The 24663-nt window shown below is 70.5% G+C and carries 25 protein-coding genes; 14 read left to right on the forward strand and 11 right to left on the reverse strand.

Features of this window, described 5'->3' with window-relative positions; all coding sequences use genetic code 11:
* The first annotated feature begins 8 nt into the window (after window positions 1-8).
* The 9 genes from WME97_RS14695 to WME97_RS14735 all read left to right on the forward strand — a co-directional run bounded on the left by WME97_RS14695 (window position 9) and on the right by WME97_RS14735 (window position 7743).
* Window positions 9-281: a hypothetical protein gene (locus WME97_RS14695; protein WP_437552526.1), complete on the forward strand. Its 273-nt coding sequence runs from the start codon at window positions 9-11 to the stop codon at window positions 279-281.
* A gap of 584 nt (window positions 282-865) precedes the next feature.
* Window positions 866-1798, forward strand: coding sequence for a PAS domain S-box protein (locus tag WME97_RS14700; RefSeq protein ID WP_437552527.1), 933 nt, complete (start codon window positions 866-868; stop codon window positions 1796-1798).
* 165 nt (window positions 1799-1963) lie between these two features.
* On the forward strand, window positions 1964-2218 hold the full coding sequence (locus tag WME97_RS14705; protein ID WP_437552528.1) for a hypothetical protein: 255 nt from the start codon (window positions 1964-1966) through the stop codon (window positions 2216-2218).
* Entirely contained in the window at window positions 2218-2661 is a 444-nt protein-coding gene (locus WME97_RS14710) for a hypothetical protein (protein ID WP_437552529.1), read from the forward strand. The genes WME97_RS14705 and WME97_RS14710 overlap by 1 nt, the downstream gene beginning before the upstream one ends.
* 443 nt (window positions 2662-3104) lie before the next feature.
* On the forward strand, window positions 3105-3524 hold the full coding sequence (locus WME97_RS14715; protein WP_437552530.1) for a hypothetical protein: 420 nt from the start codon (window positions 3105-3107) through the stop codon (window positions 3522-3524).
* Entirely contained in the window at window positions 3521-4354 is an 834-nt protein-coding gene (locus WME97_RS14720) for a class I SAM-dependent methyltransferase (protein WP_437552531.1), read from the forward strand. The genes WME97_RS14715 and WME97_RS14720 overlap by 4 nt, the downstream gene beginning before the upstream one ends.
* 167 nt (window positions 4355-4521) lie before the next feature.
* Window positions 4522-6528, forward strand: a complete 2007-nt coding sequence (locus WME97_RS14725; RefSeq protein WP_437552532.1) for a type VI secretion system Vgr family protein — start codon at window positions 4522-4524, stop codon at window positions 6526-6528.
* Window positions 6529-6547: 19 nt separating this feature from the next.
* Window positions 6548-6904 (forward strand): PAAR domain-containing protein, encoded by a 357-nt coding sequence (locus WME97_RS14730; protein ID WP_437552533.1) that lies wholly within the window; start codon window positions 6548-6550, stop codon window positions 6902-6904.
* Window positions 6901-7743, forward strand: coding sequence for a DUF4123 domain-containing protein (locus WME97_RS14735; RefSeq protein ID WP_437552534.1), 843 nt, complete (start codon window positions 6901-6903; stop codon window positions 7741-7743). Before WME97_RS14730 ends, WME97_RS14735 begins: the two co-directional genes overlap by 4 nt.
* Before the next feature lie 19 nt (window positions 7744-7762).
* Here the strand turns inward: WME97_RS14735 and WME97_RS14740 are convergent, their stop codons facing one another.
* A complete protein-coding gene (locus WME97_RS14740) occupies window positions 7763-10099 on the reverse strand; it encodes a DUF2169 family type VI secretion system accessory protein (RefSeq protein ID WP_437552535.1) in 2337 nt (778 codons plus the stop codon).
* A 64-nt stretch (window positions 10100-10163) separates the two neighbouring features.
* A complete protein-coding gene (locus WME97_RS14745; protein WP_437552536.1) occupies window positions 10164-10718 on the reverse strand; it encodes a hypothetical protein in 555 nt (184 codons plus the stop codon).
* Window positions 10719-10774: 56 nt separating this feature from the next.
* Here WME97_RS14745 and WME97_RS14750 point away from each other — a divergent pair, with 56 nt between their 5' ends.
* Window positions 10775-11320, forward strand: coding sequence for a DUF4123 domain-containing protein (locus WME97_RS14750; protein ID WP_437552537.1), 546 nt, complete (start codon window positions 10775-10777; stop codon window positions 11318-11320).
* Window positions 11321-11464: 144 nt separating this feature from the next.
* Here WME97_RS14750 and WME97_RS14755 read toward each other — a convergent pair whose 3' ends face one another.
* Window positions 11465-12169: a CBS domain-containing protein gene (locus WME97_RS14755; protein WP_437552538.1), complete on the reverse strand. Its 705-nt coding sequence runs from the start codon at window positions 12167-12169 to the stop codon at window positions 11465-11467.
* 121 nt (window positions 12170-12290) lie between these two features.
* Here WME97_RS14755 and WME97_RS14760 point away from each other — a divergent pair, with 121 nt between their 5' ends.
* The 3 genes from WME97_RS14760 to WME97_RS14770 are packed head-to-tail and all read left to right on the forward strand — an operon-like array spanning window position 12291 to window position 15452.
* Window positions 12291-12830, forward strand: a complete 540-nt coding sequence (locus tag WME97_RS14760; RefSeq protein ID WP_437552539.1) for an LEA type 2 family protein — start codon at window positions 12291-12293, stop codon at window positions 12828-12830.
* 44 nt (window positions 12831-12874) lie between these two features.
* Window positions 12875-13735 (forward strand): ATP-binding cassette domain-containing protein, encoded by an 861-nt coding sequence (locus tag WME97_RS14765; protein ID WP_437552540.1) that lies wholly within the window; start codon window positions 12875-12877, stop codon window positions 13733-13735.
* Between the two features lie 43 nt (window positions 13736-13778).
* Complete coding sequence (locus WME97_RS14770) at window positions 13779-15452, forward strand: ATP-binding cassette domain-containing protein (protein WP_437552541.1); 1674 nt, start codon at window positions 13779-13781, stop codon at window positions 15450-15452.
* Window positions 15453-15728: 276 nt separating this feature from the next.
* Here the strand turns inward: WME97_RS14770 and WME97_RS14775 are convergent, their stop codons facing one another.
* The 8 genes from WME97_RS14775 to WME97_RS14810 form a co-directional block, all read right to left on the reverse strand.
* Window positions 15729-16733 carry an alpha/beta hydrolase gene (locus WME97_RS14775; protein ID WP_437552542.1) on the reverse strand — a complete coding sequence of 335 codons (1005 nt, stop codon included), beginning with the start codon at window positions 16731-16733 and terminating at the stop codon, window positions 15729-15731.
* A gap of 114 nt (window positions 16734-16847) precedes the next feature.
* Complete coding sequence (locus WME97_RS14780) at window positions 16848-17042, reverse strand: hypothetical protein (RefSeq protein ID WP_437552543.1); 195 nt, start codon at window positions 17040-17042, stop codon at window positions 16848-16850.
* A 99-nt stretch (window positions 17043-17141) separates the two neighbouring features.
* On the reverse strand, window positions 17142-17339 hold the full coding sequence (locus tag WME97_RS14785) for a hypothetical protein (RefSeq protein WP_437552544.1): 198 nt from the start codon (window positions 17337-17339) through the stop codon (window positions 17142-17144).
* 43 nt (window positions 17340-17382) lie between these two features.
* A complete protein-coding gene (locus WME97_RS14790; RefSeq protein WP_437552545.1) occupies window positions 17383-19533 on the reverse strand; it encodes a B12-binding domain-containing radical SAM protein in 2151 nt (716 codons plus the stop codon).
* Window positions 19520-20101 carry a flavoprotein gene (locus WME97_RS14795; RefSeq protein WP_437552546.1) on the reverse strand — a complete coding sequence of 194 codons (582 nt, stop codon included), beginning with the start codon at window positions 20099-20101 and terminating at the stop codon, window positions 19520-19522. Before WME97_RS14795 ends, WME97_RS14790 begins: the two co-directional genes overlap by 14 nt.
* A complete protein-coding gene (locus tag WME97_RS14800) occupies window positions 20098-21201 on the reverse strand; it encodes a radical SAM protein (RefSeq protein WP_437552547.1) in 1104 nt (367 codons plus the stop codon). The genes WME97_RS14795 and WME97_RS14800 overlap by 4 nt, the downstream gene beginning before the upstream one ends.
* A gap of 74 nt (window positions 21202-21275) precedes the next feature.
* On the reverse strand, window positions 21276-21422 hold the full coding sequence (locus WME97_RS14805) for a hypothetical protein (protein WP_437552548.1): 147 nt from the start codon (window positions 21420-21422) through the stop codon (window positions 21276-21278).
* Between the two features lie 382 nt (window positions 21423-21804).
* The gene (locus WME97_RS14810) at window positions 21805-23559 is read right to left on the reverse strand and encodes a sigma 54-interacting transcriptional regulator (RefSeq protein ID WP_437552549.1); all 1755 of its coding nucleotides are present in this window, start codon (window positions 23557-23559) and stop codon (window positions 21805-21807) included.
* 284 nt (window positions 23560-23843) lie between these two features.
* Here WME97_RS14810 and WME97_RS14815 point away from each other — a divergent pair, with 284 nt between their 5' ends.
* Window positions 23844-24578: a hypothetical protein gene (locus WME97_RS14815; protein ID WP_437552550.1), complete on the forward strand. Its 735-nt coding sequence runs from the start codon at window positions 23844-23846 to the stop codon at window positions 24576-24578.
* The last annotated feature ends 85 nt before the right edge of the window (window positions 24579-24663 follow it).

Raw genomic sequence — 24663 nt, forward strand, 5'->3', positions numbered from 1 at the left:
TCGGGTGCGTGTCGCCCGTCCCGCTCGAGCCGCCGGTGCCGCCGGCGGGATCTCCGCTCGACGAGGAGGAGCCCGTTGTCGCGGCGGAGCTGGAGGCGTCGCCGGCGCCGGCGCCGCTCGTGCTGGGGCCGGCGCTGGTGCCGGTCAACGAGGAGGTCGTGGTGGAGGTGGACGACACGCCGCCGCCTGCTCCACCAGAGCCCCCGACCTCGGGATCTTCGCCGCCACAGGCGCCCAGTAGCAAGGCCGTGACGCACGAGAGGAAACCGAACGTGCGTTGAGACATCTTGCCCAATGACACGGTGGACGGACCTGCCTGATCGTTGATTCGCATGGTGCTCCTCGTTACCGCTGGATGCCGGACCGCTGGGTGCCGGGTGCATGCTTCCGCGCAGCCGCTGAGCCAGACGCCAGATGGAGCATCGGCCAACCGCCGGTGTCATTTGCGTAGCACGAGGCTTCCGAGCAGAGAAGCGGGTGTAAATTTGCTCCACAACGATCATCGCCGACGTTGGATGGGCCGCGGGGAAGGGGAAAGTAAAGAGTTTTTAATAAGTCAAGGGTGATCACCGCTCACCCCAGATCATCGAGGGTTCCGTGCGCCATCCGCCTTCCTCTTGGAAAAGTGAAGCTGTATCGATGGTTGAGCCCGTTCAGTGAGGCCATAAATTGCCCGCTCCTGCCCGACCCTTCCGCTGACCTGCGAGATCAAGGGGGCTCCATGGGAAGGCGAGCTCCGCAGGCCAGCGATGCTGGACGCAGCGAGCGTCCTCATCCGAAGTTGACCCCGGACGGCTGCGCTTTTGATAGCCTGGCCGAGCGGGGCGCTGCTGTGCGTACCGGCGCTTCGGGGGAGCACGGGACCATGAACGAGAGCCATGTGAATGGTAGTGTTGCAGCGGGCGCGGAGCTGGAGATGCTCCGGCGGCGCAATGCCGAGCTCGAGCGGGAGCTCGCCGAGAGGCGGCGCGTGGAGACCGCCCTGCGGGCGAGCGAGGCGCGGTTCCGGGCCATCGTCGAGGGCCAGACCGAGCTCATTTGCCGTTTCCGGCCGGATGGCACGCTGACCTTCGTCAACGAGGTCTACTGCCGGTTCTTCGACAAGACGCCGGAGGAGCTGGTCGGCCATCGCTTCACACCACTCATCCCCGAGGAGGACCAGCGGTTACTAGAGAAGCAGTTCGCGACCGTCGGCCCCGAGAACCCCATCCTCCACACCGAGCACCGGGTCCTGTGCCCGGACGGATCGGTCCGCTGGCTACAGTGGACCAACCGCGCCCCGGTCGGTGATGAGGGGCTGCACGCCGAGTTCCAGTCCATCGGAGTCGATGTCACCGAGCGCCGGCGGGCGGAGGACGAGGTGAGGCGTCTCAACCGCGAGCTCGAGCAGCTGGTTCGTGAGCTATCGACCCCGCTCATGCCGGTGGCGGATCAGGTCATCGCGATGCCGCTGGTCGGCTTCCTGGACGCCGCCCGCGCCGCGGCGGCGCTCGAGACCCTCCTCCAGGGGGTCACCACGTACAACGCCAGGACGGTGGTCGTCGATATCACCGGTGTGGGGGTCTTCGACGCCCAGGTGGCCGACGCGATGATCCGGCTGGCCAAGGCGGTGAAGCTCCTCGGCGCCCAGGCGGTGCTCACCGGCATCCAGCCGCGGATCGCGCAGTCGTTGATCGAACAGGGCGTCGGCCTCGGCGACCTCGTGACGCTTCAAACCCTGAAGGAGGGTATCGCCTTTGCGCTGCGGCGCGAACACCGCGGCTCTCGAGCGCCGGCCCGCGAGCGGGCAGCTCGATGAGCTCTCGGAGACCGTCACGGAGCATGTGAAGCGGCCCGCGGGCGCGTCCTCTGCCTCGTTGACCCTCTCGCGCGGCGCGATCTGCCTTGCGAGCGCCCCCATGACCCTCCACGTCGTCCGCCAGGGCGAGCTCCCGGCCGCCATGGCGCGTCGCTGCTGAGGGCGATGCTTCCGGCGGACGAGGTCATCAAGAAGCTGGTGGACGTGCTCGCGCCGTACCTCGGCGAGAACATGGCGCGCGCGGCCGTGTGCAGCCAGGCGGACAAGCTGGAGTTCAAGCACGGGCGCCTCTCCCCTGCCGACGTGGAGCGCTTGCTCGACGCGGTCGCGCCGGGGCTCGGCGTGTTCGTCGGGCGCGACAAGGCCCAGCGGATCCTCGACGAGGCGCGCGCCGCGATCGGGGCGCAGGGAGGGGCTTGATGACGCGCGTCCCCGTTCGCCGCGTGGCGCCGGTGGTGGTGACGATCGTGTGCGCGGTGTACGTCCCGCGCCTGCTGCCCCAGTCCGCCGAGCTCTCCGAGCGGCTCCTCCCGACGTCGGTCGTCGACGCCGTGGGTCCGCTCGTGCGGCTCGCGTGCCTCGCGGTCGCCGCCGTGTTCGGCCTGCGCAGCGCCGCGCGCCTCGAGCGCGACAACCCGGCGCGCGGCCCGTGGTTCCTGCTCGGCGCGTGGCTCGCGCTCTTCACCCTGGGCCAGGTCGGGCTCGTGTACTACCCGCTCGTCGCGCGCGCGCCCGCGCCGCTGCCGTCCATCGCGGACGCCGCGTTCCTCCTGGGATATGCGCTGCTGATCGCCGCGTCGGTGCGCTTCGTCTTCGTGTACCGCGCGTCCGGCTTCCCGCGTTGGGGCCAGGCGTGGACATGATGTTGCTCCTCGGGTACTTCGCGGCGGCGTGCGGCACGATGCTTCAATACGAGACGATCACCGACTGACGACGGGGGTGCGGTGGTTGCCACAGGTCACAGATCGCCCCGGCGGCGCGCGATGGCACGGTCAGAGCGTGACGGCGGGTGTGACATGTCACGCTGTCGGGTGTGACATGTCACGCTGTCGGGTGTGACATGTCACGGCGGCTCGCCCGGCGCAGAGGTCGAGCCGTCGGCCCGGCGCGCGCCGCGGCTCGCCCATGGGGGTCGAATTTGCCGCGCTGGTGCGCTTGCGCTGCGTCCATGGATGTCAGGCCGGGGAGGGCGCGCCAGGCGGCATGCGCGTTGCGTGAACGCTCGCTCGCGACACCCATCCACGGGCGCGCGGCGCCGCCGCGCCATCACACGGAGCTGAGCGCCATGATGTCTGCGCCGATACCGATGACGACAATGAATCTCCTCTCGAGGTCCCTCTCTGTCGAAGAGCGGATCGACGAGGCGGTCCTCTGCGCCAACGTGCCGAGCCCGCTGTCCTCGGTCGCGTTCCATGAGGACGTCGAGTGCATCCGCAGGTTCTTCGCCGCGGGGTTCCCGGTTCACCTGGCGGTTCATCGGGTGGACAGCGCCGAGGCGGCGCGCCGGGATTACACGGCGCTGCACACCCACGACGGCCCGGAGATCAACCTGATCCTCCCGGATCCCGCGGGCCTCGAGTACCGCGTCGAGCTCGGTTCCCGCGTCCAATACGTCACCGAGAGCACGAGCATCTGGATCCCGCCGGGCGTCCCGCACTCGGCGAACGTGGTCCGGGGCTCTGGCTACTTCATCACCGCGCGCTTCGACCACGGGGGGGCGAGATGAGACGTGACCTTCCTCGGAGCCTCGACAAGGACGCCGGCGTCACGAGGCCCGCCGTGGCGGCGTCGAGCGCCGCGCAGGCCTACCGGAGAGGGAGCCTCTGGCAGAGGGGGCGCGGCGAGCGCCTCATCGCGTTCGCCGGCGTGAGGCGGGGCGAGCTCGTGCTCGACCTCGGCTGCGGCACCGGTGGCCTCACGCGGCAGCTCGCCGACCTCGTGGGCCCCGACGGGCGCGTCCTTGGGATCGATCCGGACGAGGCGCGGATCGCGCTCGCCCGGCGCACCGCAGGCGCGCCCAACCTGGAGTTCCAGGTGGCGGCGGCCGAGAGCCTCGGCGAGGTCGCCCGGGACCGCCCCTTCGATCTCGTCTTCTCGAACTTCGTGTTTCACTGGATCCGCGACAAGCGCGCGGTCCTCCGCCGGATGCGCGACCTGCTCCGCCCCTCAGGGCGCATCCTCGTCCAGTGCGTGTCGTCGCTCCCCGCGCTCGTCGGGGAGCTCTCGCGGCTCGCCGACCCTTCGGGGGAGAAGATTCTGCGGGATTTCGCCTTCGAGGACGCCGCGGCGCTCGGGCACCACGTCGAGGGCGCCGGGCTCCAGCTGCTCCGCCTGGAGGAGCAGCATGGAACTCACGTGTATCCGACGCTGGACGCATTGCTGAGGTGGTGGCAGGCGACGACCCACGAGCGGTTCGACCCACGGGCCATCGAGCCCGCGGCGCTCTCTCGGTTCGCCGAGCAGCACGGTGACGGCGGTGTGTTCCGGGTGCGCGAGACGTTCTGCTGGTTCGAGGCGCGGCTCGCCCCGGCGCACTCGTGGGGACGCGAAGGCTGACCCCCTGAATCTCGAGGGTCTTTTCTGGATTGCGTCTACGTTTGTCTGGTCTCGGGGCCAGGACGACGCGATGCTCCTGGTCGCCACGCCCCCGTTCTTTTCCGAGGTGGGCTACCATCCGCTCCCGCAGCCTCCCGCGGCGGCGCCCGCACCCAGGACCGATCCGGATGTCGATCTTCGAGCTCTCGTTCCAGTCCGGGGAGGCCTCGCTCTCCGTGCGCCGTGTCGTGGTCCAGGAGGCTGTCTCCGAGCTCTTCGCCGTCTCGGTGTGGGCCCGGTCCAGGCTCTCGGATCTCGAGCTGGAGTCGCTCGTCGGCCAGAGCGCGTCGCTCCAGATCCAGCCCGACTCTGCGCACCTCCACTGGCTGAGCAGCAGGCTCTGGCAAGGCGTGTGCAGCCACGTGGAGCAGGTGCAGGCCGAGCCGACGGGGCTCTCGACGTACTACCTCCGCATCGTGCCGCGCCTCTGGCTGCTCACCCAGCGCCGCGGCCACCGCGTCTACCAGCACCTCTCCATCCCCGACATCGTCGACGCGCTCCTCGGCGAGTGGGCGATCGAGCCGGCGTGGAAGATCGATCGCGGCGCGTATCCCAGGCTCGAGTACAAGGTGCAGCACGGCGAGAGTGATCACGCCTTTCTCTCCCGCCTCCTCGAGGAGGCAGGCATCGCCTACACCTTCCCGGACCGCGGGGCGGACACCAAGCTCACGCTGAGCGACAAGCTCGAGGCGGAGCCGCTGCGGCCGGGGCCGCCGCTGCCGTACGTCGACAACCCCATCGAGACCGCCGAGCGCGAGTTCGTCACAAGGGTGCGGCTCGGCCACGAGGTCCGGCCCGGCGCGAGCACGGTCCGCGGCCACGACTTCCGCAAGCCCTCGTTCGCGCTCACCGGCGAGGCGCCCCCGGCGCCCGCGCCCGAGGCGAAATACGAGCAGTACCGCTACGAGCCCGGCGCGTTCCTCGCGGCGAGCGCCGGGGGCGGCGCGCCCGTCGGCGACGCCAAGGGCGTTTACCGCCACGACCCGAAGCACGGGGCCGATCTCTCGACGCGGGTCCTCGCGGCGATGCGCGCCGACAAGCGCGCCGTGCTCTTCGAGGCCAACGTGATCGACCTCTACCCCGGCCGGGTCTTCGCCGTCGATCAGCACCCGCACCCGGAGTTCGGAAGAGGGCCGCTGTTGGTGGCCGAGCTCGAGATCGTGGCCTCGCTCGGCGAGCCGTGGAGCGTGCGCGGGCGCGCGCTCTTCGCCGATCCCAAGGTCCCGTACCGGCCGGCGCGCAAGACGCCCAGGCCGGTCGCGCCCGGGCTGCAGAGCGCGACCGTGGTGGGGCCGCCGGGCGCCGAGATCCACACCGACGAGCTCGGGCGGGTGCGCGTGCAGTTCCCGTGGGATCGCGAGGGCAAGCTCGACGACAACAGCTCGTGCTGGATGCGCGTGAGCCAGGGCTGGGCGGGCGCCGGGTTCGGGATGTTCATGCTCCCCCGCGTCGGCCAGGAGGTGCTGGTGGCCTTCCTCGACGGCGATCCAGATCTCCCGATCGTGGCCGGGCGCGCCTTCAACGGCCGCGAGCTCGTGCCGTACAAGCTGCCGGATCACAAGACGGTGAGCACCTGGAAGAGCAGCTCGTCGCCCGGCGGCGCGGGTTACAACGAGATCAAGTTCGAGGACCAGGCGGGCCAGGAGCTCGTCTACATGCAGGCGCAGCGCGACAGGAACCAGCTCGTCAAGCGCGATGAGGTCGAGCGCACCGCGCGCCACAAGCGGAGCACCGTGGGCGGCGACGAGCACGTCGTCGTGAAGGGCACGCGAAAGCAGCTCGTCCACGGGGGCGACCACGTGCACGTGAAGCTGGACCAGCGAACGGCCGTCGACGGCTCGGTGTCGCTCACGGTCGCGGTGAACCGGGATGAGCGCGTGGGCGCGGACCACGCGCTCGAGGCCGGCAAGCAGATCCACGTCAAGGCGGGCGCGACGCTGGTGCTCGAGGCCGGCCAGCGGCTCACCATCAAGGGGCCAGGAGGCTTCATCGACATCCACCCGGGGGGCGTCGACATCGTGGGATCCATCGTCAACATCAACAGCGGCGGCGCGGCGGGCGCCGGCCAGGGCGCGAACCCGGCGGCGCCGCTCGAGGCCGAAGAGGCGCACCCCAAGGACACGCCGTCTCCCTGAGACGAGGAGGAGCGAGATCATGCCCGCCGCCGCGCGCCTCACCGATCTGCACACCTGCCAGACCCACCCTGGGCCCACGCCGCTCGTCTCGTCGGCCAGGACGGTGAACATCGGCTTCCTGCCCGCGGCGCGGGTCGGCGATCGCGCCGCGTGCCCGGCCAGCGCCGCGATCGTCCAGGGCTCGGCGACCGTGTTCATCGAGGGCGCCATGGCCGCGCGGCTCGGCGACGAGACGGCGCCGAAGGGCGCGATCGTGACGGGGTGTCCGACGGTGAACATCGGCTCGACCCCCACCATCGATGCGCTGCTCGCCGCGTCCGTGTCGGGGACTCCGTTCCTCGATTGCGAGAGCTGCCGGATGGACGGCGCCGGGTGAAGGCGCTGCTTTATGTGACATCAGGGCTGCTCGCCGGGCGGCGCGTGCGCCTCCAGGCCGGCGAGGCGCTGCGCGTGGGGCGCCTCGGGCGGGCCGATATCGTGATCTCGCAGGACGAGCAGATGGCGCCGGTCCACTTCGAGATCGCGTGGGACGGCGCCGCGTGCCGGCTCGTCGATCGGAGCCGCCGGGGGACGCAGGTCGGCGGCAAGGCGGTCGCCGAGGTCACGATCGGCGACGGCGCCCTCGTCGTCGCGGGGCAAACCCACTTCCTGCTGCGGCTCGTGCCCGACGAGCTGGGCGCCGATCTCCCGCCTGCGCTGCCGCGCCCGCCGCCGTCACGGGAGCTGCTCGCCGCGCGGGCGGTCGCGCTGGAGGCGCTGCAGAGCGAGCCGGAGCCGCTCTTCGCCCTCCTCGACGCCGCCCGCGAGCGGCGCATCCTCACGCTGCTGCGCGGCTGCGAGGACGAGAATCGCTCGCTCTTCGAGGGCATCGCAGGTGAGGCGATGGCCCGGGCGGCGCCGCACCTGGTGAGGATAGAGAAGGGGTCGGCGCTCCTGCCGGTGCTCGTGAACGAGGGGTGGGGCGAGAGCTGGGGAGTCTACCTGACCGGGCGGAGGCCTCTTCGAGAGGTGCGGCAGAGATTGCGTCGGTCGCTGATCGTGAGGGACGAAGAGACGGGGAAGGGGCTCTATTTCCGGTTCTACGATCCGAGGGTGCTGCGGTTGTTCCTGCCGTCGTGCTCGGCGCGGCAGCGGAGCGAGATCCTGGGGACGGAGATCGGCGGGTTCGTCATCGAGGGCGAGACGGGCGAGGTGCTGCGGCTCGGGGGGGCGTGACGGCGGGCTGTCCGGATCCTCAGGATACGCGCCGCTGCCTGACCTGCACGACCCGCCCCAGCGCCGCCGCCTGGAGCGCCACCGGCTCCGCCTCTCGCTCGTCCATCGCCGGGTGCACCGCCGCGATCACCCGCGCCCGGAAGCGCGCCGAGAGCGGCAGCGCCTCGGCGATCGAGGCCGGCAGGTAGATCACGAGCGGCTGCGTCTCTCCCGCGACGCGCAGCAGCCCGCGCAGGTGCGGCCCGCCCAGCACCTTGCGCTTCTGGTAGTGACGCTGCTCCAGGAGCGCGCGCTCGACCTGCTCGTTCGCGAGCTCCACCCGGCCCCTCTTTCCGTGGCCGAGCGCCTCGCGGATCTTCCCGCACAGCGCCTCGGCGACGGCGGGCGCCGTCGAGACGCCCGGCGTGGCGAGGAATTTCTCGGCGGCCCCGAGCGCCGCCGCGAGCGCGTCGTCGCCGGCCGCGAGCGGCGTCGCGGTGGAGACCAGCGCCTTCAGCGTCTCCACTTCGTCAAAGGACAGCGACAGCTCGCCCTCGACCAGCTCGAGCGGCGGCACCGGCATGCCGCGCTTGCCGGCGGCGCGCGCGAGCGCCCCGTGCACGCCCGCGACGTCGGCGGGCGCGCCGCGATCGAGGATCTCGAAGACCTGCGCCCGATCCTCGATCTCGGCGGGCTCGTCGGAGAGGGCCGGATCGTCGGCCTCCGGGTCGAGGGGCTCGGCCTCCATGGCGTCGAGCAGGCGCTGCCAGGCCGGCTTGCGGACGATGCGCGGCACGCTCTTCCGATCGAACCAGACGAGCACCAGCGTGTCCCGCTGCGCCGGCGCGAGCGCGGCGCTGGCGTCCGCTGCCCCGCCTGTGCCCGCGAGCATCGCGCCGATGGTCTGCGGCGCCGCCGGCGCGTGCGGGATCATGCCCATGGCGCTCGACCCGGGCTGCGAAGCGCCGGCCGCCCAGGGGCTCACCGGCTCGCCGGGCGAGGCCTTCGCGATCGGCGGGGCAGGGATCGGAGAAGGGGTGTTCGGAGGAGGGGTGTTCGATGCGGCCGCGGGGGGCGGCGCCGAGGACGGGGCGACGAAGGGGAGAGGCACCTTCGTCGCATCCTCGGTGAGATCGCCCGTCTGGCCCTCGGCCGAGCTCGGCTTCGGCCCGACACCGGGCGGCTCGGCCGGCCGCGGAGCGGGCGCCTCGGGAGGAGGCGGCGCGGGCGGCACCGCGCGAAAGGGCATGATCGACGCCTGCACGGCGTCGAGCGACTTCGCCGGCATGTCGACGGTCTGCTTCGACGGGCCGAGGGAGGGAGGCGTCACCCTGGGCGCGGCCGGGGCCACCCGCGGCGGCGGCTGGGGCCCCGGCGCCGAGGGGGTGGGTGCCTCGGCCGGCGCCTGCCGCGCGGGCCGCTCCAGCGAGACGCGGATCTGCCCTGACTCCTTGGGGCTCGCGAGCGGGAGCTGGCCTCGCCAGGTCAGCGTGCAGAGGAGGCGATCGGTGTCGATCACGAGCGAGTCGCAGCGCATGGGGAGATCGCGCGGCCCGCCGGCGCGGCCGGTGACGGTCGCCCGCGGGCGGACGCCGGGGAGGCTTGTGACGAGGCGCGGGTGGCGAGGATGGAGGTTCTCGAGCACGATCTGCTCGTCCTCGCGGAGCTGCAGCAGGCGCTGATCGAGCGGAGCGACGTTGAAGAAGGTGCGATCGAAATCCTCCGGCAGCGGGCTCGAGAGGAGCGCTCCCGACGACCAGGCCGCCGCGTGCCTGCCGAGCCTGCTGCGCCGCAAAGGCCAGGTGGGGGCGATGGGCCCGAAGCCCACCGCCGCGATGGGGTCGTCCGGGCTGGCCACGACCCGATCCGCGGGGAGGAGGTTCGGGACGGCGGCCCTGCCGCGGGCGTCGCGCGCCTGGCGATGGATGCCCGCAGGGTTGTCCGTGTCCGGCCCGCCCGCGGCGCGCTCGTAGGCGAGCGGCATCGCCGTGAAGTGCGCTCCTTCCTGGAGCTCGCCCTCCTGGGTGAACAGGCGATCGCAGAACACCTGAATGGGTTTGTCGATATCGCCCACCGCCATCCGCGCGATCAGCGACCGCGCGGGGCTGCCGCCGGGCGCGTGGGCGTGGCCGACGAGGACGACATCGGCGCCCTGCTTGAGCGGCGCGAGATCGCTCGCCTCGATCAGGCTGCGCGCGGGGTCGTCGTCCAGGTGCGCGTCGCGCTCGCGGATCGGCTCCTGCGCGGGCGCGAGCGGCGACTCGCCCGGCGCGAGCGTGAACGTCGCCTTGCAGACGACGGTGAGCACCCAGGTCAACGAGCGCACCTGCCAGAGGAGCGAGGCGACGGGGAGCGGCCCGTCGGAGACGACATCCATAGGTGGGCCGACGGTACCACCACTCCGGCCGATTGGATTTGGTCAGGCGCGGCGCTCCGCGCCGTCAGGAGGCGCGCGGGCTGTCCGCGATGAACGGGAGCCCTGCCGCGGCCGCGTCCCGGAACGCCTGGGCCGAGGCGGCGGCCCGCTGCAGGCACGGCCAGCACGGCTCCTGCGCGTCGTCGGGCTCCTCCACCGGCGCTGCCGCGGCGCGCGGGCGCTGGGCCGGGACCGCCGCGGCGGGAGTGGGCGCGGGCTGGGCCAAGTCCTTCCCGGAGCCACCCTGGTCCGGAGCCTCCGCGACGTGCACCTGCCCCGCCGCGAGCGCGGCCGCGAGGTGGTCGATCACCTCGCGATCGTCCGGCGATATCGAGAGCCAGGGCCGATCCTCGCGGAGGAACCGCCGCAGCTCGTGCAGGATCTCGGCGCGCGCGCCGAGCGAGGCGATGTAGCGCCGCGCCGCGAGCCGATCTCCGCGAAGCGGCACGCGATCGCCCTGGGGCGGCTCTTCCCATGACCAGAAGAGATCGATCCACCGCTCCTCGGCCGGCCTCGCGGGCCCGCCGCCCTCCGGCGAGACAAGGTCGAGAAAACGCTCGTTCAACCGCAGCCGCAGCACGGAGGCAGGTTATCATGCCCGGGGCCGCGCCGGGCGGCCCCGCCGCGAGGTGATGGATGGATGACGCCGCGCTCGATCGAATCGTTCAGCACCTCTGGGGCGCGGAGGCGGATCTGGTCTACGCCGTCCTCGACGGCGCGCGCGACACGGCGATCTCCGGCTCGGTGCGCTCCTCGGACCTGCCGCACTGCTGCCTCCTCGCGGGCGAGCTGGGCCCGGAGCTGGCCCAGGTGGCGCCCTACCTGGTGAGGCTCCAGCGATCGGGGGAGTTCACGCGACGCCTGCTCCGGCTCGGGTGGGGGAAGAGCTGGGGTATCTTCCTCGCCACGCCGTCTCCCCTCGAGACCGTGCGGCGGCACCTGCGCCGGCTGCTCCGCGTCCTGGGTCCGGACGGAGCGGCCGTGTTCTTTCGCTACTACGATCCGCGGGTATTGCGCACCTACCTGCCCACGTGCAACGCCGGGGAGCTCGGCGAGGTGTTCGGTCCTGTCCTTCGCTATGCGGTCGAGGGCGAAGACACCGGGGAGCTCGTCGTGTTCCGGCGCGCCGGGCCCGAGCTCGCGCGCTCCGTGGTCGACCTCCGCGCGGCCGCGCCGGCGTGAAGCCGAAGCGCGGCCCTGTTGCTCCATTCTTCGGGAAGAGGAGCGGGTGGCGGGTAATCCCTTCTCGGTCCCGCTGTCGTTCCCCGTCATCGGCCTGCTGGCAGGTCAGCCACGGTAGCCCAGTCCACCTCGCTGAAGCGGTGGTCACTCCTCCATGAGGAGCCCGCGAAAGACGTCCACATAGCTGACGATGCCGACCAGCGCACCTTCTCCGTCGACGACCGGGAGCGCGCCGATCTTGTTGTCGAGCATGAGCTCCATGAGCTCTGTCACGTCCGCGTCCGGACTGGCGCTCACGACATTGCCGCTCATGATCGTGGACACCGGCGCGCCGGCCTTCCGCGGCGCTGCGCCGGCCCCCGCGGTGTCCTCGGCGTAGGGCGACTGGAGCGCGCGCAGGTCGCGATCGCTGAGCATCCCGACCAGCTCACCCTGCTCGTCGACGACCGGCACGTGGCGGAAGTCCATCGTCTGGAGCACGTTCACCGCCTCGCCGATGGGGTCGTCGACCCGCACGGTCCGGGGGTTCTCGGTCATGAGCTCGGCGGCGCAGATCTTGGGCAACGGCATCACATGCACGTTTAAAGCAACTTCCGGACCAGTCGATCTTTCGATGATGTCGAGCTCGCCGGGCGCGCGAACGGCCCCATCCGCCGGCCCGTCGACGCCGCCGAGGGCCTCTCCGAGGCGCGCGACACGACGGGACACGACACGATGATAAAGGCGTTCGGCGGCGGGAGCCTCCGAGGGATGGCGCCAGAGATCGTCTCTGGCCGCGATGAACACCGGCCGGTCGTGGATGCGTGGCGTGGCCTTGGCTGCTGAGCGCGCATCGTGCGACAGCCACACTGCATGCGACCTCCCGTCGTGACCCGAGCTCTCCGCGCGCCGCCGTTCGTCGTGCCCGCCCCGCCACGCCCCGCCACACCGCGAGGTGACGGCGTGGCCCTGCGCGGTTAAGCTCGCGCTCGTGCCGTTTCCCCGGAAGACCAACCCCCTGCGCCGCCTGCCCGCGCTCGCGCTCGCGCTCGCAGCGCTGACGGCGATCGCCGGCGCCGCGTGCGTCAGCAAGCCGACGATGCAGCTCGACCACGCCGAGATCACAGGGATCCGCATCGCCTTCCCGCCGAGCCTCGGCATCCTCATGACGATCGTCGTCAACGTCCACAACCCGAACTCGTACGACGTCGCTGTCCGCGCGGTGCGTGGTCAGGTCGTGCTCGCCGGCCGCTACCCGCTGGCGGTCGACTTCCGGGCCGACGGCGACGGCGTGTGGCTCGCTTCCGACCGCACGACCCAGGTCCGCGTCCCGGTGAGCGTCCCCGTCGATCTCGGCTTCCAGCTGCTCCGCGAGACGCTCACGTCGCCCGTCATCCCGTACCGCTTCAGCGGCCGGGCGGACGTCACCGCGACGCGCACCTTCCGGCTCGAGGCCGACGACTACTCGATCGACGATCACGGCGTCGTCGCCCGCAACCAGATCGAGACCGCCCTCGGCATCCTGCGCTAACACCCGCCGCGGCCGGAGGCTGCCGGCGGCACCCTGGCGGCCTGGTGGCGGCTCCCGCCATCAGGTGGAGGCTCCGGCCTCCAGGCGGCGCGGCGAGCCTCGACGCGCAGCCTCCGCGCGGGACATCCTGCGCGTCCTGCTCGCTCGCCTCGGCGGTGCTCCTGTCCGATGTCTCGCTGAGCGTCCCGGCGGGGGCGCACGTGGCGATCGTGGGGGCGTCGGGCGCGGGGAAATCGTCGCTGCTCTCGCTGCTCCTCGGGTGGCTGCGGGCGTCCGGGGGGGAGGTGCTCGTCGACGGGCGCCCCTTCGACGACGCGGCTGTCGAGCGCCTGCGCCGCGCGACCGCGTGGGTGGACCCGGCGATCCAGCTCTGGAACCGCACGCTCCTCGAGAACATCACCTTCGGCCACGCCGGCGACGCCCTCGCGCGCGTGCCCCTGTCCATGAGCCAGGCCGAGCTCACCGGCGTCCTGGAGAGCCTGCCCGACGGCTTGCAGGCGGCGATCGGCGAGGGGGGTGCGCCTGTCGGGCGGGCAGGGGCAGCGCGTCCGCCTCGCGCGGGCGCTCATGAAGGGCGACGCGCGCCTCATGCTCCTCGACGAGCCGTTCCGCGGGCTCGAGCGCGAGCGGCGCCGGGAGCTCCTCGCGCGCGCGCGGGAGCACTGGGGGCGCTCGTCCTCGTTAGCCACGACGTCATGGACACGCTCGGCTTCGACCGCGTGCTGGTCGTCGAGGGGGGCAGGGTCGTCGAGGACGGCGCGCCGCGCGAGCTCATGGACGACCCGCGGAGCCGCTACCGCGCGCTCGCCGAGGCGGACGCGCGGGCGCGCGACGAGGTCTGGTCGAAGGAGCGCTTCCGGAGCGCGACGATGGAGGGCGGCCGGCTCCTCCAGGGGGCCGCGTGAAGGCGGGCGAGGCCGCGCAGGCCGCAACGTTGGGCGGGCTCGCGTGGCAGCCGTCCGCGCTCGGCCACGCGACGAGCTGCTCTCCCAGCTCGTCGCGGATCGCCCCATCGACGGCGTGTGGCTGCTGCGCCCCGATCCAGGGTCGAGCTTCCGGCGCCTGCTCTCGAGGCGCGGGGTGCTCCGCCGGGGCGCGATCTTCCTCGCGGCCGCCGCGTTACAGATCGCGCTCGGCGTCTTCGCCTGGTGGCTGATCGGCGCGGGCGCGCTCGACGGCGACGTGCAGCCGGGGTGGCTGGTCGCGTGGGTGCTCCTGTCGCTCTCGGCGCTCTTCGTTCAGCTGTTCGCCTCGTTCACGGGGGGCATGCTCACGATCGACGTCGCCGCGCTCCTCAAGCAGCGCCTGCTGTGCGGCGCGCTCCGCCTGGATCCGGCGACGATCCGGGCGCGCGGCTCGGGCGAGCTGCTGGCGATGGTCTCCGAGTCCGAGGCGGTCGAGACGGCCGGGCTCGGCGGCGCGCTCGGGGCGATCGTCGCGCTCGTGCAGCTCGCGAGTGCCGCGGCGGTCCTCGCCGCCGGCGCCGGAGGCGGCCTCCACGTCGCGCTGCTCCTCGGGTGGACGCTCGCCGTGGCGCTGCTCGGGCGCCGCTTCGCCCGGGAGCGGGCGGCGTGGACGGGCGAGCGGTTCGCGATCACGAGCGGCTTCGTGGAGCACGTCGTCGGGCACCGGACGCGCGTCGCCCAGCAGGCCTCGCACCTCCACCACATGGAGGAGGACGCGGCGCTCGAGCGCTACCACCGCGCCGCGTGCGGGATGGATCGCGTGGGGGATCTCCTAGCGTCGCTCCCGGCGCGCGGGTGGCTCGCGCTCGGTTTGCTCGGCCTGGTCCCGGCGGTCCTGGGCGGGGTGGGCGCGGGCCCGCTCGTCGTCGCGACTGGCGGCATCCTCCAGGCGCAGGCCGCGTTCGCGACGCTGGCGACGAGCCTCGGCGCGCTGCTCTCGGCTGCGGTGTCGTGGCGCGCGATCGCCCGGCTTTTCGTGGCGGCCGAGGGGCGCGAGCCCGCCGGGATCCCCCAGGCCGTGCTCGGGCGCCCCGCGGCGTCGGACGTCGTGATCGAGGCGCGGGGCGTGTCGTTCCGCTACGACGGGGAGCGCGGCGAGCCCGTCCTCCGCGGCTGCGATCTGGTCCTCTCGAAGGGCGACCGGCTGCTGCTCGAGGGGCGCTCCGGCGGCGGCAAGTCGACGCTCGCGGCCGTGCTCAGCGGCCTTCACGCGCCGTCGTCGGGGCTCGTGCTGCTGCGCGGCCTCGACCGGCGGACGCTGGGCGGGGCGGCGTGGCGCAGCCGCGTGGCGAGCGCGCCGCAGTTCCACGACAACCACGTTCTCTCCGGGACGCTCGCGTTCAACCTGCTGATGGGCCGCGCATGGCCCGCGTCGCCCGAGGACCGGCGGGAGGCGGAGGTCGTCTGCCGCAAGCTGGGGCTCGGGCCGCTGCTGGACAGGATGCCCTCGGGGCTCGATCAGGTCGTGGGCGAGACGGGGTGGCAGCTCTCGCACGGCGAGCGAAGCCGGCTGTTCCTGGCGCGCGCGCTGCTCCAGCGCTCAAACGCCGTGATCCTGGACGAGAGCTTCGGCGCGCTCAATCCGCTGACGGCCCGCGAGTGCGTCGGCGCCGTGCTGGAGCGGGCGCCGGCGCTGATCGTCATTGCGCACCCGTGAAATGACGCCCTTCCAGTCTCACGAGCAACGGTGTTTTGATGGGTCACGGCATCCCTTCTTGTGATGTGCTTCCGCGTCAGGCCCATGCCCGGGCCGGCCGCCTTGGGCGCTCCGATCTGGTCAACGACGGTCAGACACCGGGGGTAGGTCCACCACGCCCGCAGGATCGCCAGCGCGCGGCAACCCCCGGCCACGGACGCCGCGCTTCGAGCAGCAGGCGCTTGGGAAAGCGTCGTGCCGCGGTCAATGAGCCTCCAGCGGGTCGGCGGCGGCCCCTCAACGCGTCGGCACGTGCTCCTCGACGAAGCGAACGACCTCCTCGGCGAACGTCTTCGGGGCCTCTCGATAGGCGTGGTGTCCCACGCCGGCGATGCGCACGACGCGCGCGTGCGGCAGCTCGCTCCGTGCACCGGGGGGGAAGTACGGGTCCAGGTCTCCCACGATTTCGAGGACCGGCACGCTCACGCTCGCGAGCTCGTACGGGGAGAGCCGAAGATCGCGATCGGCACTATCCATCGCGGCCTCGAACAAGAGTCCGTCATTGACGGTATCGTCATCGGTGTAGCCGGCGCGCTTGGCCATTTCGAGGACCTGTTGCTCCGTCGGGTGCGTATTGGGGGGCACCAGGACCTCACCTGGGCAGGCCGGTGCCCACGTCGTGAGTGCGCGCACCTGCTCGTCGAGAGAGCGCAGGGTCACCGCATGACCGAGGGCCTCCGCCGCCTCCGCGTTCCCTCGCTCCGCGACGCGCTGTCGACAGATCTCCACGAGGCGGCGAATGGCGTCGGTCAGATTGAGCGGAGCGTCGACAAGGACGAGGGCGCTCACCTGTCGGCGGCGCACGACGTATTCGACCGCGAGCAATCCCCCGTACGAATGACCGATCAGCACCACCGGGCGGCCGCGCGCCTCCTCCTGCACGATACGATCGATGTCGTCCAGCTGGCTCGCCAGGTCGAACTCTCGCGACGACCGGCCTCTCGGCGAGCACCCGCTGCCGCGCTGATCGAAGGCCACAACCTCGCCAGCGCGCACCAACAGTGGAGCGGTGAACGCGCTAAAATCGAAAGCATTGTAACCCGGGCCGCCGTGCAAGTAGAGAAAGAGCCGTGAACCGCCTCGTCCGAAGCGATACCCGCAGAGCTCTCCGCGTGCGCCCTGCAGGGCGGCGCGTGGGGTACGTCGCGAGCGCCAGGAAATCCAGTACGCCACCAGCGCCACGCCCGTCAGGAGAACCAGCACCCCACCCGCTATTCGGAAGAGCATGGCCTTGCGCGGCATGGTTTCCTCGCACCGGTGCGTGGCCGCTCTAGCTACCACGCTGGCGCCAGGCGAGCAAGGCGGCCCCGCCGCCCGCGCCGAGGAGCGCGCGCGGCGGGGCGCCCAGGGCCCTGATCAGCAGAGCACGTTGACCTGATTGTCCGCCGCGAGGTTGCCTGGATTCGTGATGCGGGTCGCCTCGAGCAGCGTGAACTCCTTGCCGCCGACGCGGGAGGCCACCTCGATTCGCGGCTGCTGATCGAGCAAGCTGTGCAGCTGATCGACGTCAACGTTGAAACGAATCTTCTGCGGCTTGTTGGGATCGGGCATGGTCAGTCTCCTTCTCTTCGGTTGATGATTTACAGCGATACTGCGGATTCGACGACGCGCTCCGTTCCTGCGGGACGCGGCGCGAAATTGGCGAATACCTCACTCGGCGCGGCCCGCGCGCTGCTCCGGCCCGGATCGCGAACGAAATGAGATCTCGAACTCGACGAGCGCTTCTTGGTGCCCCAGCTCCTCTACGACCTCCCGGAGGGCCTCGAGGTCGATCGATAGCCTGACGCGCGGCGGAGCAGGTGCGCCGTGCGCATGGGTATGGTGGTGATGCTTTGCGCTGCTCTTCATGGTATGGCCTCCTCGGAGCGGGCGGGCGACATGGATTCCCTGGCTATCCCGCCAGGTTGAAGCTGCGCAGAAGCTCGATGCGGCGACTCAGATCCTCGCGTGCTGTGCCTCGCGCCTCGGCCAGAATGCGCTCCTCCGTGTCGCCGCGGTGCAAGCGAAGGAGGACCCGAGCCGTTGCCGACTCGAGTCTCAGGAACGCCCAGCGGTCGGGCAGGAAAACGTACAGCGCCGGCTGAGCGAGCGGCGGCAGCGAATGCGCCAGCCCGAACTGCGTCCAGGACTCTTCCAACGCCGTGCCGTGACAGTTGTAGGCGCGCCCTGCCTCCAGGAGAAACGGAGTCGACACGTTGGTCGCTGCCTCGAGATCGTGGCCGAACGCCCGAAGCTCGGCAGGGAGGTTCCGGATAGCGTCTCGCAGCGGGGTCGGGAGCCCCTGCGCGCGCAGCCGACCGAGCCCCGCTCGGCCGGGAGAGAAGAGGAGCCGCTCGCGTTGCGCGTGCCCGCTCCGCGCGCCGATGAGCGCCACGTCCGGGGTGCCAGACATTCGCTGCCAAAGCGCGAAGGCGGTCTCCTGATCTATCCCCGACTCCACCTCGTACGCGAGGCGCTCCTCGAAATCGTAGCCATGTCGCAGCTCCCGCATCTCCCGGACGCTGTAGGTCCGCGGCGACCGCTCCACGGGCGAGTGACGGAGCAGGTAGAAGAACGAGAAGCCGACCAGATCGATGTCGTCGCGGTGCCGGGCAACGAAGCGCAGCGTGTCCTCCGCCTCGTGCTCCTCCTCTCCCGGAAAGCCAACGATACACATGACGTGATTGTGGATCCCGGCATCCGCGGCCTGCTCGATGATCCGGTCGATCTCGGGGACCGTGATGCCCTTTTCCATGAGATCGAGTACACGTTGGTTCGCAGACTCGACTCCAAACGAGAACACCCGGCACCCGGAGGCGAAAGCCTTCTCCAGATCCTCACGCGAGAGGTTGCGCTCCGTTCGTAGCTCACAGCCCCAGCGCACGTCGCTCCGGACGTCGAGCAACGCGTTGGAAATGTGCCGGAGTAACTTCGGCGACATCGACTCGTCGACAAAGTAGATGTGTCGCGATCCGTAGCGCTCGCGGAGTATTTGCAGGTCCGTGTTGATGCGCTCGGGCGACCTCACGCGATAGCTTTCACCATAGATGTAGTGATGCGTGCAGAACGCGCAGCGCCAGTAACAGCCGCGTGAAGCGAGCAGGGGCAGCACCGGCTCAGGCATGTGGTAGTCCGAGACCGGCAGCCCGTCGAAGTCGGGGCACGGCAGCCGATTCACGTCGATCGGCGTCGGGGCCCCCGTCTCGTGAACGCCGTCGGGCGCGCGCCAGATGAGCCCGGGAACGCCGTCGAGCGGATGGCCGAGCAGGCTGCGCCGCGGCCGGGCCAGCGCGTCGAGATACCCCACGAGCGGGCTCTCGCCTTCGTAGATCGCGAAGGCGTCGACCCAGTCGAAAAGCCAGGCATGGCACTTAAGCCGCTCGCGGTGAACCGTGAAGATCGGACCGCCCATGAGGATCTTCGTGTGCGGGTTACGATGCCTGAGCCATCGGGCCAGGCTGAGCGCCGGGTAGACCTGACCGTGGTAAATCACCGAAATGCCGACGACATCCGCGCGGAGGTCATGAGGCGCGATGAGCTCATCGTATATCCTGTAGAAAGGATTTTCCTCGTCCTCAAGGCCACGCCGCAGCTCTCCCGGAGAGGATGCCGAGTAGCGGTAGATCGGCTCCACGAGGTTGAAGGCCTCGGGAGGCGAGCCCACCCTCGCAGCGGCCAGCGCGGCAGCCACGATGCGGTCGGCGGCAGCCACCTCGCCCGGATGTGCGATCCCGCTCGTTGAGCGCACGACCTCGAGCGCCTTGGGTAAGAGCTCCAGGATTGCCGGCCCCTTCATGACGAGATCCGCGCACTGGGCGAAGCGGAACGCATCGCGACCGTCGAGCGTGCGTCCCGCATCGGCCGCGATGCAGCGCTCCGCGCGCTCGATCCAACGAGAAACAGTGGTCGGCCTGAGCAGCCAGTCTACGACCTTGTAGTTCAGGTCGTGCTGCTGGACGCGGTGGTCCGATTCCTGGCGCACGTACGCGGTCAGCGCCGCGGTGCTCAGGTACGGATAGCTCACCCCCGTGAGCGGCGGGAACACCAAGTCAAGGCTCGCCATGAACAAGCTCCTGTACGGGCATGGCCGGTGCAGCCGGCCACCTGGCCGAGCGCACGAGCGCCTCCCACATCTGTCCGTATTCGCAGAGCGCTCCGTCGAGGATCTTCCCTGTCGCCGCCTGCACGCCGCGCGCCGTTGGCAAGATCAAGGCTCCGTACTCGCGGAGCCGATCGATGTTCCGCACTGTGGCCGGGTGGTGGAGCATCTCCGGTGCCATCGCCGGTGCAAAGACGGTCGGACCGGTGTGGCACAGATAGCACGTCGTGACGAGGCTATCAGCGATCCCATTCGCGCAGCGCGCGAGGGTGTTCGCGCTGGCCGGCGCCACCAGATAGACATCCACCCCTTCGACGAGCGCCGGCGGTGGACGCGTGAGACCCGGACCCCATGCTTCGGTGAGCACGGTTGAGCCGAGCAGCGCAGCGAGGGCCTCCGCGCTGACGAAGCGTGCGGCCGTTGGCGTCATGACGACCTGGAGCTCGACCTCGCGCTCCGCAGAGAGCCGCACGAGATACGTGTGAATCCCGAGCACTCCGATGGCCCCGCTGATTCCGACGAGGATCTTCATCGCCCTACCTCGAGCAACTGGCAGAGCCGGGGTTTCATGTTTTCAGGCTCATAGGGGCACCCGGGGTAGCAGCTCCGATCCGCGAAGTGGGCACATCCGCGGCAGATCCTCCACGGGGTCTCTCGCAGGCGAACGTGAGCATCGTACTTGAACTCATGATAGATCTCGCCGTCGAGGATCTCCGGCAGGGGCACGTGCCGCGCGTCGAGAGCTGAGAGCGGATCTCCGGTCTTCGATATGTGCTTCGTTCCGGCGAAGCAAGGATAAACGCGACCGTCGCTGGACACGCGCAGCTGCCCTTCGGCGGTGTCGCAGTAAGAATCTCCGCCGAACTCCGCCGCCTTCCCATGGCGCTCCTGTAGCGTCTCCCGAAGCCGACGCGGCACCTCGAAGAGCACCACGCGAGCAGCGGTCTCGCAGGCGAGCGAGGCGGCGCGATCCATGGCAGCCAAGAGCTCCTCGGGCCGGGCTGGCCGCGGGGCATCGAGGCGCAACGCGTTGCCATATCGCTTGAGGTAGGTGATGGAGAGAGTGTCGGCGGCGATCGCGCTCGCGAGGGCCATCATGCTCTCGACGTGGCGAACGTTGCTCGCGCAGAGGACGTGCGAGATGTTGATCTTCGCGCCGCCGGATATGGCATCGCGGCGCTCGCGGTAGCGATGAAGGCTCCCCACCGCGGCGTCGAAGGTGCCACGACCTCGGATGGGATCGTTGACCGCGGCCTCATGTCCATCGAGGCTCACCGTGATGACCGCGAGATTCTGCATCAGCCAGTCGATGGCATCGTCGTCGGGCACGACGGTGCCGTTGGTCGTGACGGAGACTTGCAGGCCGAGCTCGCGCCCCAGCCGCACGACGGTGAGGAAGTCCTTGCGGAGCAACGGCTCGCCGCCGAGGAGGTGGAGGCCGACGCCGCCGGACAGGCGGAACTCACCCAGCAGGTGTGCCGCTGCTTCGAGCCGCAGATCGGCCGCGGCCGACGCGCGATCATCGGCGTTTGAGCAGTGACCGCAGCTCAGATTGCACGTTCGAGTAAAGTCCCAAGATAAAGTGGCATTTTGTAGCCGCGTCGCGGCGGCGAGCATTGATTTCGTGTTCATGAGATCTCGGCCCCTTTGCTTCGACGCGGTATGAGCATGGACCAGATGGCACGATAGGAGGTCGTCCAGTGGGATCACCGGCGTCGAGCCTGAGCGGTACAAGCCGAAGCAGCTTCGCTGGTGGGGTTGCGCGGGATCTCGATGTTGCCGTTGCCGGTGATCTCGGCGTACAGCTTGACGAGCAACGCTTGCATCGGACCGGCGGCGCAATCCTTGGCCATCTCGAGCTCTCCCGACCCCAATCACGCCATGCGTGACCAGCTACCGCGGCAATAGCATGCGTCATGCCAGCGGCCTCGTTCTCTGTAAGTGAGGGGTGCGGTTTGCATTGCATGACGACGATCGCCGCTGTCCGGCGGCGGTTGGGCGGGATGGGGAGCGACCGCCGCATCCTCCTGCACGCGGGATCGTTCACCCGTGCCATGGCCAGCAACGAACCCGCACGATCGAGCCGCAGCCATCCTGAGCGTCAACAACGCGTCGGTGACGATATGACGAGTCACGGATGACCCGACGTGTCAGTGACAACCTGACGCGTCGACGACCGCCTGACGCGTCACGGATGCTGCGGCAGATCAGGCAGCGCGCCCAGCCGCTGCTCCCTCACCCGCGACGGACCGCGTCCGCATCCCGGCGGGCCGACGCCGCACCCTGACCGAGGCCGAGATCGCGTACCCGACTGGCCAGCGCCTCCTCCGATACCTCGAGTCGCTCGACCATGCGTTCAAGATCGCCGTCGCACTCCCGGTGGCAGCGGGTGATTTCTTCGATCGTCAGATCCCGCGCCGTGCGGAACCGCGGATAGCGTTCGATGAGCACGTAGATCGAGGCGCGCGCGATGCCGAGCCGCTTCGCCGCCGCGGCGCGGTTCCACTTGCTCGCGTGGAGCGCTTCGGCGAGCTCGTTCTCGGTAACGTCCGCCGGCGAGCGCCAGGTCGAGTGGGGCGGCGCATCTGCCGCGGAGGCCGGAGCGGTCGCGATCTGCTCCGACGGAGGCGTGGGCGTGGCTGGCTCCGGCCTCGGGAGCGGACGGGCCGCGTGCCGTGTCGACGAATCGTCCTCGGGCAGCTCGGCGCCCGCGCTTGAGGGCTCGGCCAGGAGGCGCTCCACCGCGGGGGTGAGCTCGAGGCGGTCCCTGCCGCGGCTTCCGATGACGAGCTGCCGTACGACGTTCCGGAGCTGGCGAATATTGCCCGGCCAGTCGTACTCAGCGAGCCGGGCGACGAGCGAGGCCGGGAGCCACAGTTTGTCCTCCGGCGCGGGGGGGGCGAGCCGGCGCGTCTCACCGACCCGCTCGAGCTCCTCGCGGAGGAAGCGGACCAGGAGCCGGCCAATGTCGTCGCGGCGCGCGCGCAGCGGTGGGACGCTGATCTCGTACGCGGAGAGGCGGTTGAGCAGAGGGGCGCGGAATGTGCCGGTGGCCACCTTCGCTTCGAGGTCCGCATCCGTGGCCGCGATCACCCGCACGTTGACCTTGCGAACCTGCGCACCCGTGCGCTGCACTTCGCCGGTCTCAAGGACACGCAGCAGAGCGACCTGGAGATCGAGCGGGGCGTCTCCGATCTCGTCGAGGAACAGGGTGCCGCTGTGCGCCTGCTCGAAGTATCCCTTCTGGTGCACCGCGCTCGTGAAGGATGCCTTCTCGGTGCCGAACAGCTCCGAGCTCGCGAGCGCCGGGGGGATGGCGCTGAAGTTGATCGCCACGAACGGACGCTCGCGCCGCGGCCCCGCCTGGTGGATGGCGCGCGCGATGAGCTCCTTGCCGGTGCCATTCTCCCCGCGGATCAGGACCGGCAGCTCGATGTCCGCGACACTCCGGACCTCCCAGAGGAGCTGCCGCAGACCGTCGCTGTCGCCGATCAGCTCGCGCTCCTCGCCTGGCATGGAGGTGTCCGCGATGAGGTCCTGCCGGGAAGCCGAGGCGTGGAGCAAGAGAACCACGCGATGACCGAGCTCGAGGACGACTCCCCGCCGGAGCTGCGCGGCGGAGAAGTGGGCGGCAGACTGCAGGCGTTTGCCTTGGACCACGACCGCCGTGCTGCTGTCGCCGAGCTCGAGCCGTGCTCCGCCGTCGGCCGCTGCAAACAGGCGCAAGGGTTTTCGGCTCAGGTGCTCGTCGGCGAGCGGCTCGCCCTCCGCTCGACCAGGCGGCGCGAAGGCGGGCTCTACCCGCGACAGCAGCGCTGCTCCGCCGCCGTCGGGCTCGGGAAGCAGCGCTTGATCTCCGATGCGATCCAGGCACGGGTGGTACAGGATCGTCAGCATCCGCCTTGCGGAGCTGCCTCGCGCGCCGCCGCCGGTGGTGTGCCGGCCGATGAGCGTCGACTTCTCGAGCTGTGCTCTGCTTCCTGGCGCCATCGGCACAGCATGTTGGGCGTGGCGCACAGCGGCCGCAAGATGCAGAGGAGCACGCGACAGCGATCTGCTCGGCCGCGACCGGCGTTCCACCCTCCTGGAGCGCCCTGCGACCGATGCTGCTGGCACAGGCCCTGCTAGGCAACGATCGACCGGCGCGGCGGAGAGATGGTCCGGCCAGGTGCTTCAGCGCGGTTGAGTCTCGCGTCACGGACCCGTGCCCATCGCGCCTGCGCTGCGCGTAGCAGGGCGGTCGTGTGCGCCGAGAACATGAGGAGGAAGAATTCATGAGCATGACGGGGCTGCTTCACCCGGGGGCTGTGCGGGTCGTCAACCCGAAGAGTAGGGCGGTGATTGGCTACGCGTTCAGCGTGGAGACGGAGCGCGGCCAGCTGCAACGCTGGCTCCTGTTCGAGCACCCGCACAACGCCCTCGACATCGAACCGCCGCCTGAGCACATGGCTCGATGGTCGCTATCGGATTGGCAGTCGAACGTCGCCGATCTGTGGCGGCCCGGCTCGTTCTATGTGTGGGCTCAGGCCGACGTCTACCGCTACCACGACGTCCCCAAGCAGACGACGTGGGCGAAGATCCCGCCGGCCTCGCGGCTGCCTGCGCCCACGTACCCCGACGTGGGAATTTGCGACTTCCAGCTGGATCCCACGGGAGGCAGGCTGTTCCAGGTGCTGCAGCAGAGGGCGACCGGGCTCGTGGTCGCGCAGAACGAGTCGTTCGAAGCGGCGAGGGTGGCGTTGAACGAGGCGATGCCGGTGGAAGCACGGGGCCTCGCCTTCGTGGTGAATGGGCTGCTCGATCCGGCGAGCACGGAGTACTGGATGCTGCCCGCAGCGTACGAGCCAGCCGGCAAGGCCGCGGCGGTCGCGGTCAAGACAGGGGCCCAGAGAGCGAAGTCGCTTCAGGAGTTCATCAATCTGGCAAATCAGGCGTGGGGCCCTGGCAGCCGCTTCGTGATCACCGGGTGCATCAACTACTGCGGAGAGACGGTCCCGGCCGCGCGATAGCGCCGCTTGCCGAGGTTCGGCGGCCCGCGCGCGTGCCGCGGTCGACCCGTTTGCGGAAGACCTCGCCCGGGCGCTAGATTGGGCG

Source organism: Sorangium sp. So ce367, from assembly GCF_051520455.1.
GTDB classification, from domain to species: Bacteria; Myxococcota_A; Polyangia; order Polyangiales; family Polyangiaceae; genus Sorangium; species Sorangium cellulosum_B.

Excerpts from the sequence above, each read along its gene's own strand:
- WME97_RS14715 (WP_437552530.1), top strand. The coding sequence starts at position 3,105 with ATGACGACAATGAATCTCCTCTCGAGGTCCCTCTCTGTCGAAGAGCGG.
- WME97_RS14810 (WP_437552549.1), bottom strand. The coding sequence starts at position 23,559 with ATGGCGCCAGGAAGCAGAGCACAGCTCGAGAAGTCGACGCTCATCGGC.
- WME97_RS14775 (WP_437552542.1), bottom strand. The coding sequence starts at position 16,733 with ATGCCGCGCAAGGCCATGCTCTTCCGAATAGCGGGTGGGGTGCTGGTT.
- WME97_RS14785 (WP_437552544.1), bottom strand. The coding sequence starts at position 17,339 with ATGAAGAGCAGCGCAAAGCATCACCACCATACCCATGCGCACGGCGCA.
- WME97_RS14800 (WP_437552547.1), bottom strand. The coding sequence starts at position 21,201 with ATGAACACGAAATCAATGCTCGCCGCCGCGACGCGGCTACAAAATGCC.
- WME97_RS14780 (WP_437552543.1), bottom strand. The coding sequence starts at position 17,042 with ATGCCCGATCCCAACAAGCCGCAGAAGATTCGTTTCAACGTTGACGTC.
- WME97_RS14805 (WP_437552548.1), bottom strand. The coding sequence starts at position 21,422 with ATGGCCAAGGATTGCGCCGCCGGTCCGATGCAAGCGTTGCTCGTCAAG.
- WME97_RS14750 (WP_437552537.1), top strand. The coding sequence starts at position 10,775 with ATGGATGACGCCGCGCTCGATCGAATCGTTCAGCACCTCTGGGGCGCG.
- WME97_RS14710 (WP_437552529.1), top strand. The coding sequence starts at position 2,218 with ATGACGCGCGTCCCCGTTCGCCGCGTGGCGCCGGTGGTGGTGACGATC.
- WME97_RS14700 (WP_437552527.1), top strand. The coding sequence starts at position 866 with ATGAACGAGAGCCATGTGAATGGTAGTGTTGCAGCGGGCGCGGAGCTG.
- WME97_RS14815 (WP_437552550.1), top strand. The coding sequence starts at position 23,844 with ATGAGCATGACGGGGCTGCTTCACCCGGGGGCTGTGCGGGTCGTCAAC.
- WME97_RS14730 (WP_437552533.1), top strand. The coding sequence starts at position 6,548 with ATGCCCGCCGCCGCGCGCCTCACCGATCTGCACACCTGCCAGACCCAC.
- WME97_RS14725 (WP_437552532.1), top strand. The coding sequence starts at position 4,522 with ATGTCGATCTTCGAGCTCTCGTTCCAGTCCGGGGAGGCCTCGCTCTCC.
- WME97_RS14790 (WP_437552545.1), bottom strand. The coding sequence starts at position 19,533 with ATGGCGAGCCTTGACTTGGTGTTCCCGCCGCTCACGGGGGTGAGCTAT.
- WME97_RS14705 (WP_437552528.1), top strand. The coding sequence starts at position 1,964 with ATGCTTCCGGCGGACGAGGTCATCAAGAAGCTGGTGGACGTGCTCGCG.
- WME97_RS14740 (WP_437552535.1), bottom strand. The coding sequence starts at position 10,099 with ATGGATGTCGTCTCCGACGGGCCGCTCCCCGTCGCCTCGCTCCTCTGG.
- WME97_RS14795 (WP_437552546.1), bottom strand. The coding sequence starts at position 20,101 with ATGAAGATCCTCGTCGGAATCAGCGGGGCCATCGGAGTGCTCGGGATT.
- WME97_RS14720 (WP_437552531.1), top strand. The coding sequence starts at position 3,521 with ATGAGACGTGACCTTCCTCGGAGCCTCGACAAGGACGCCGGCGTCACG.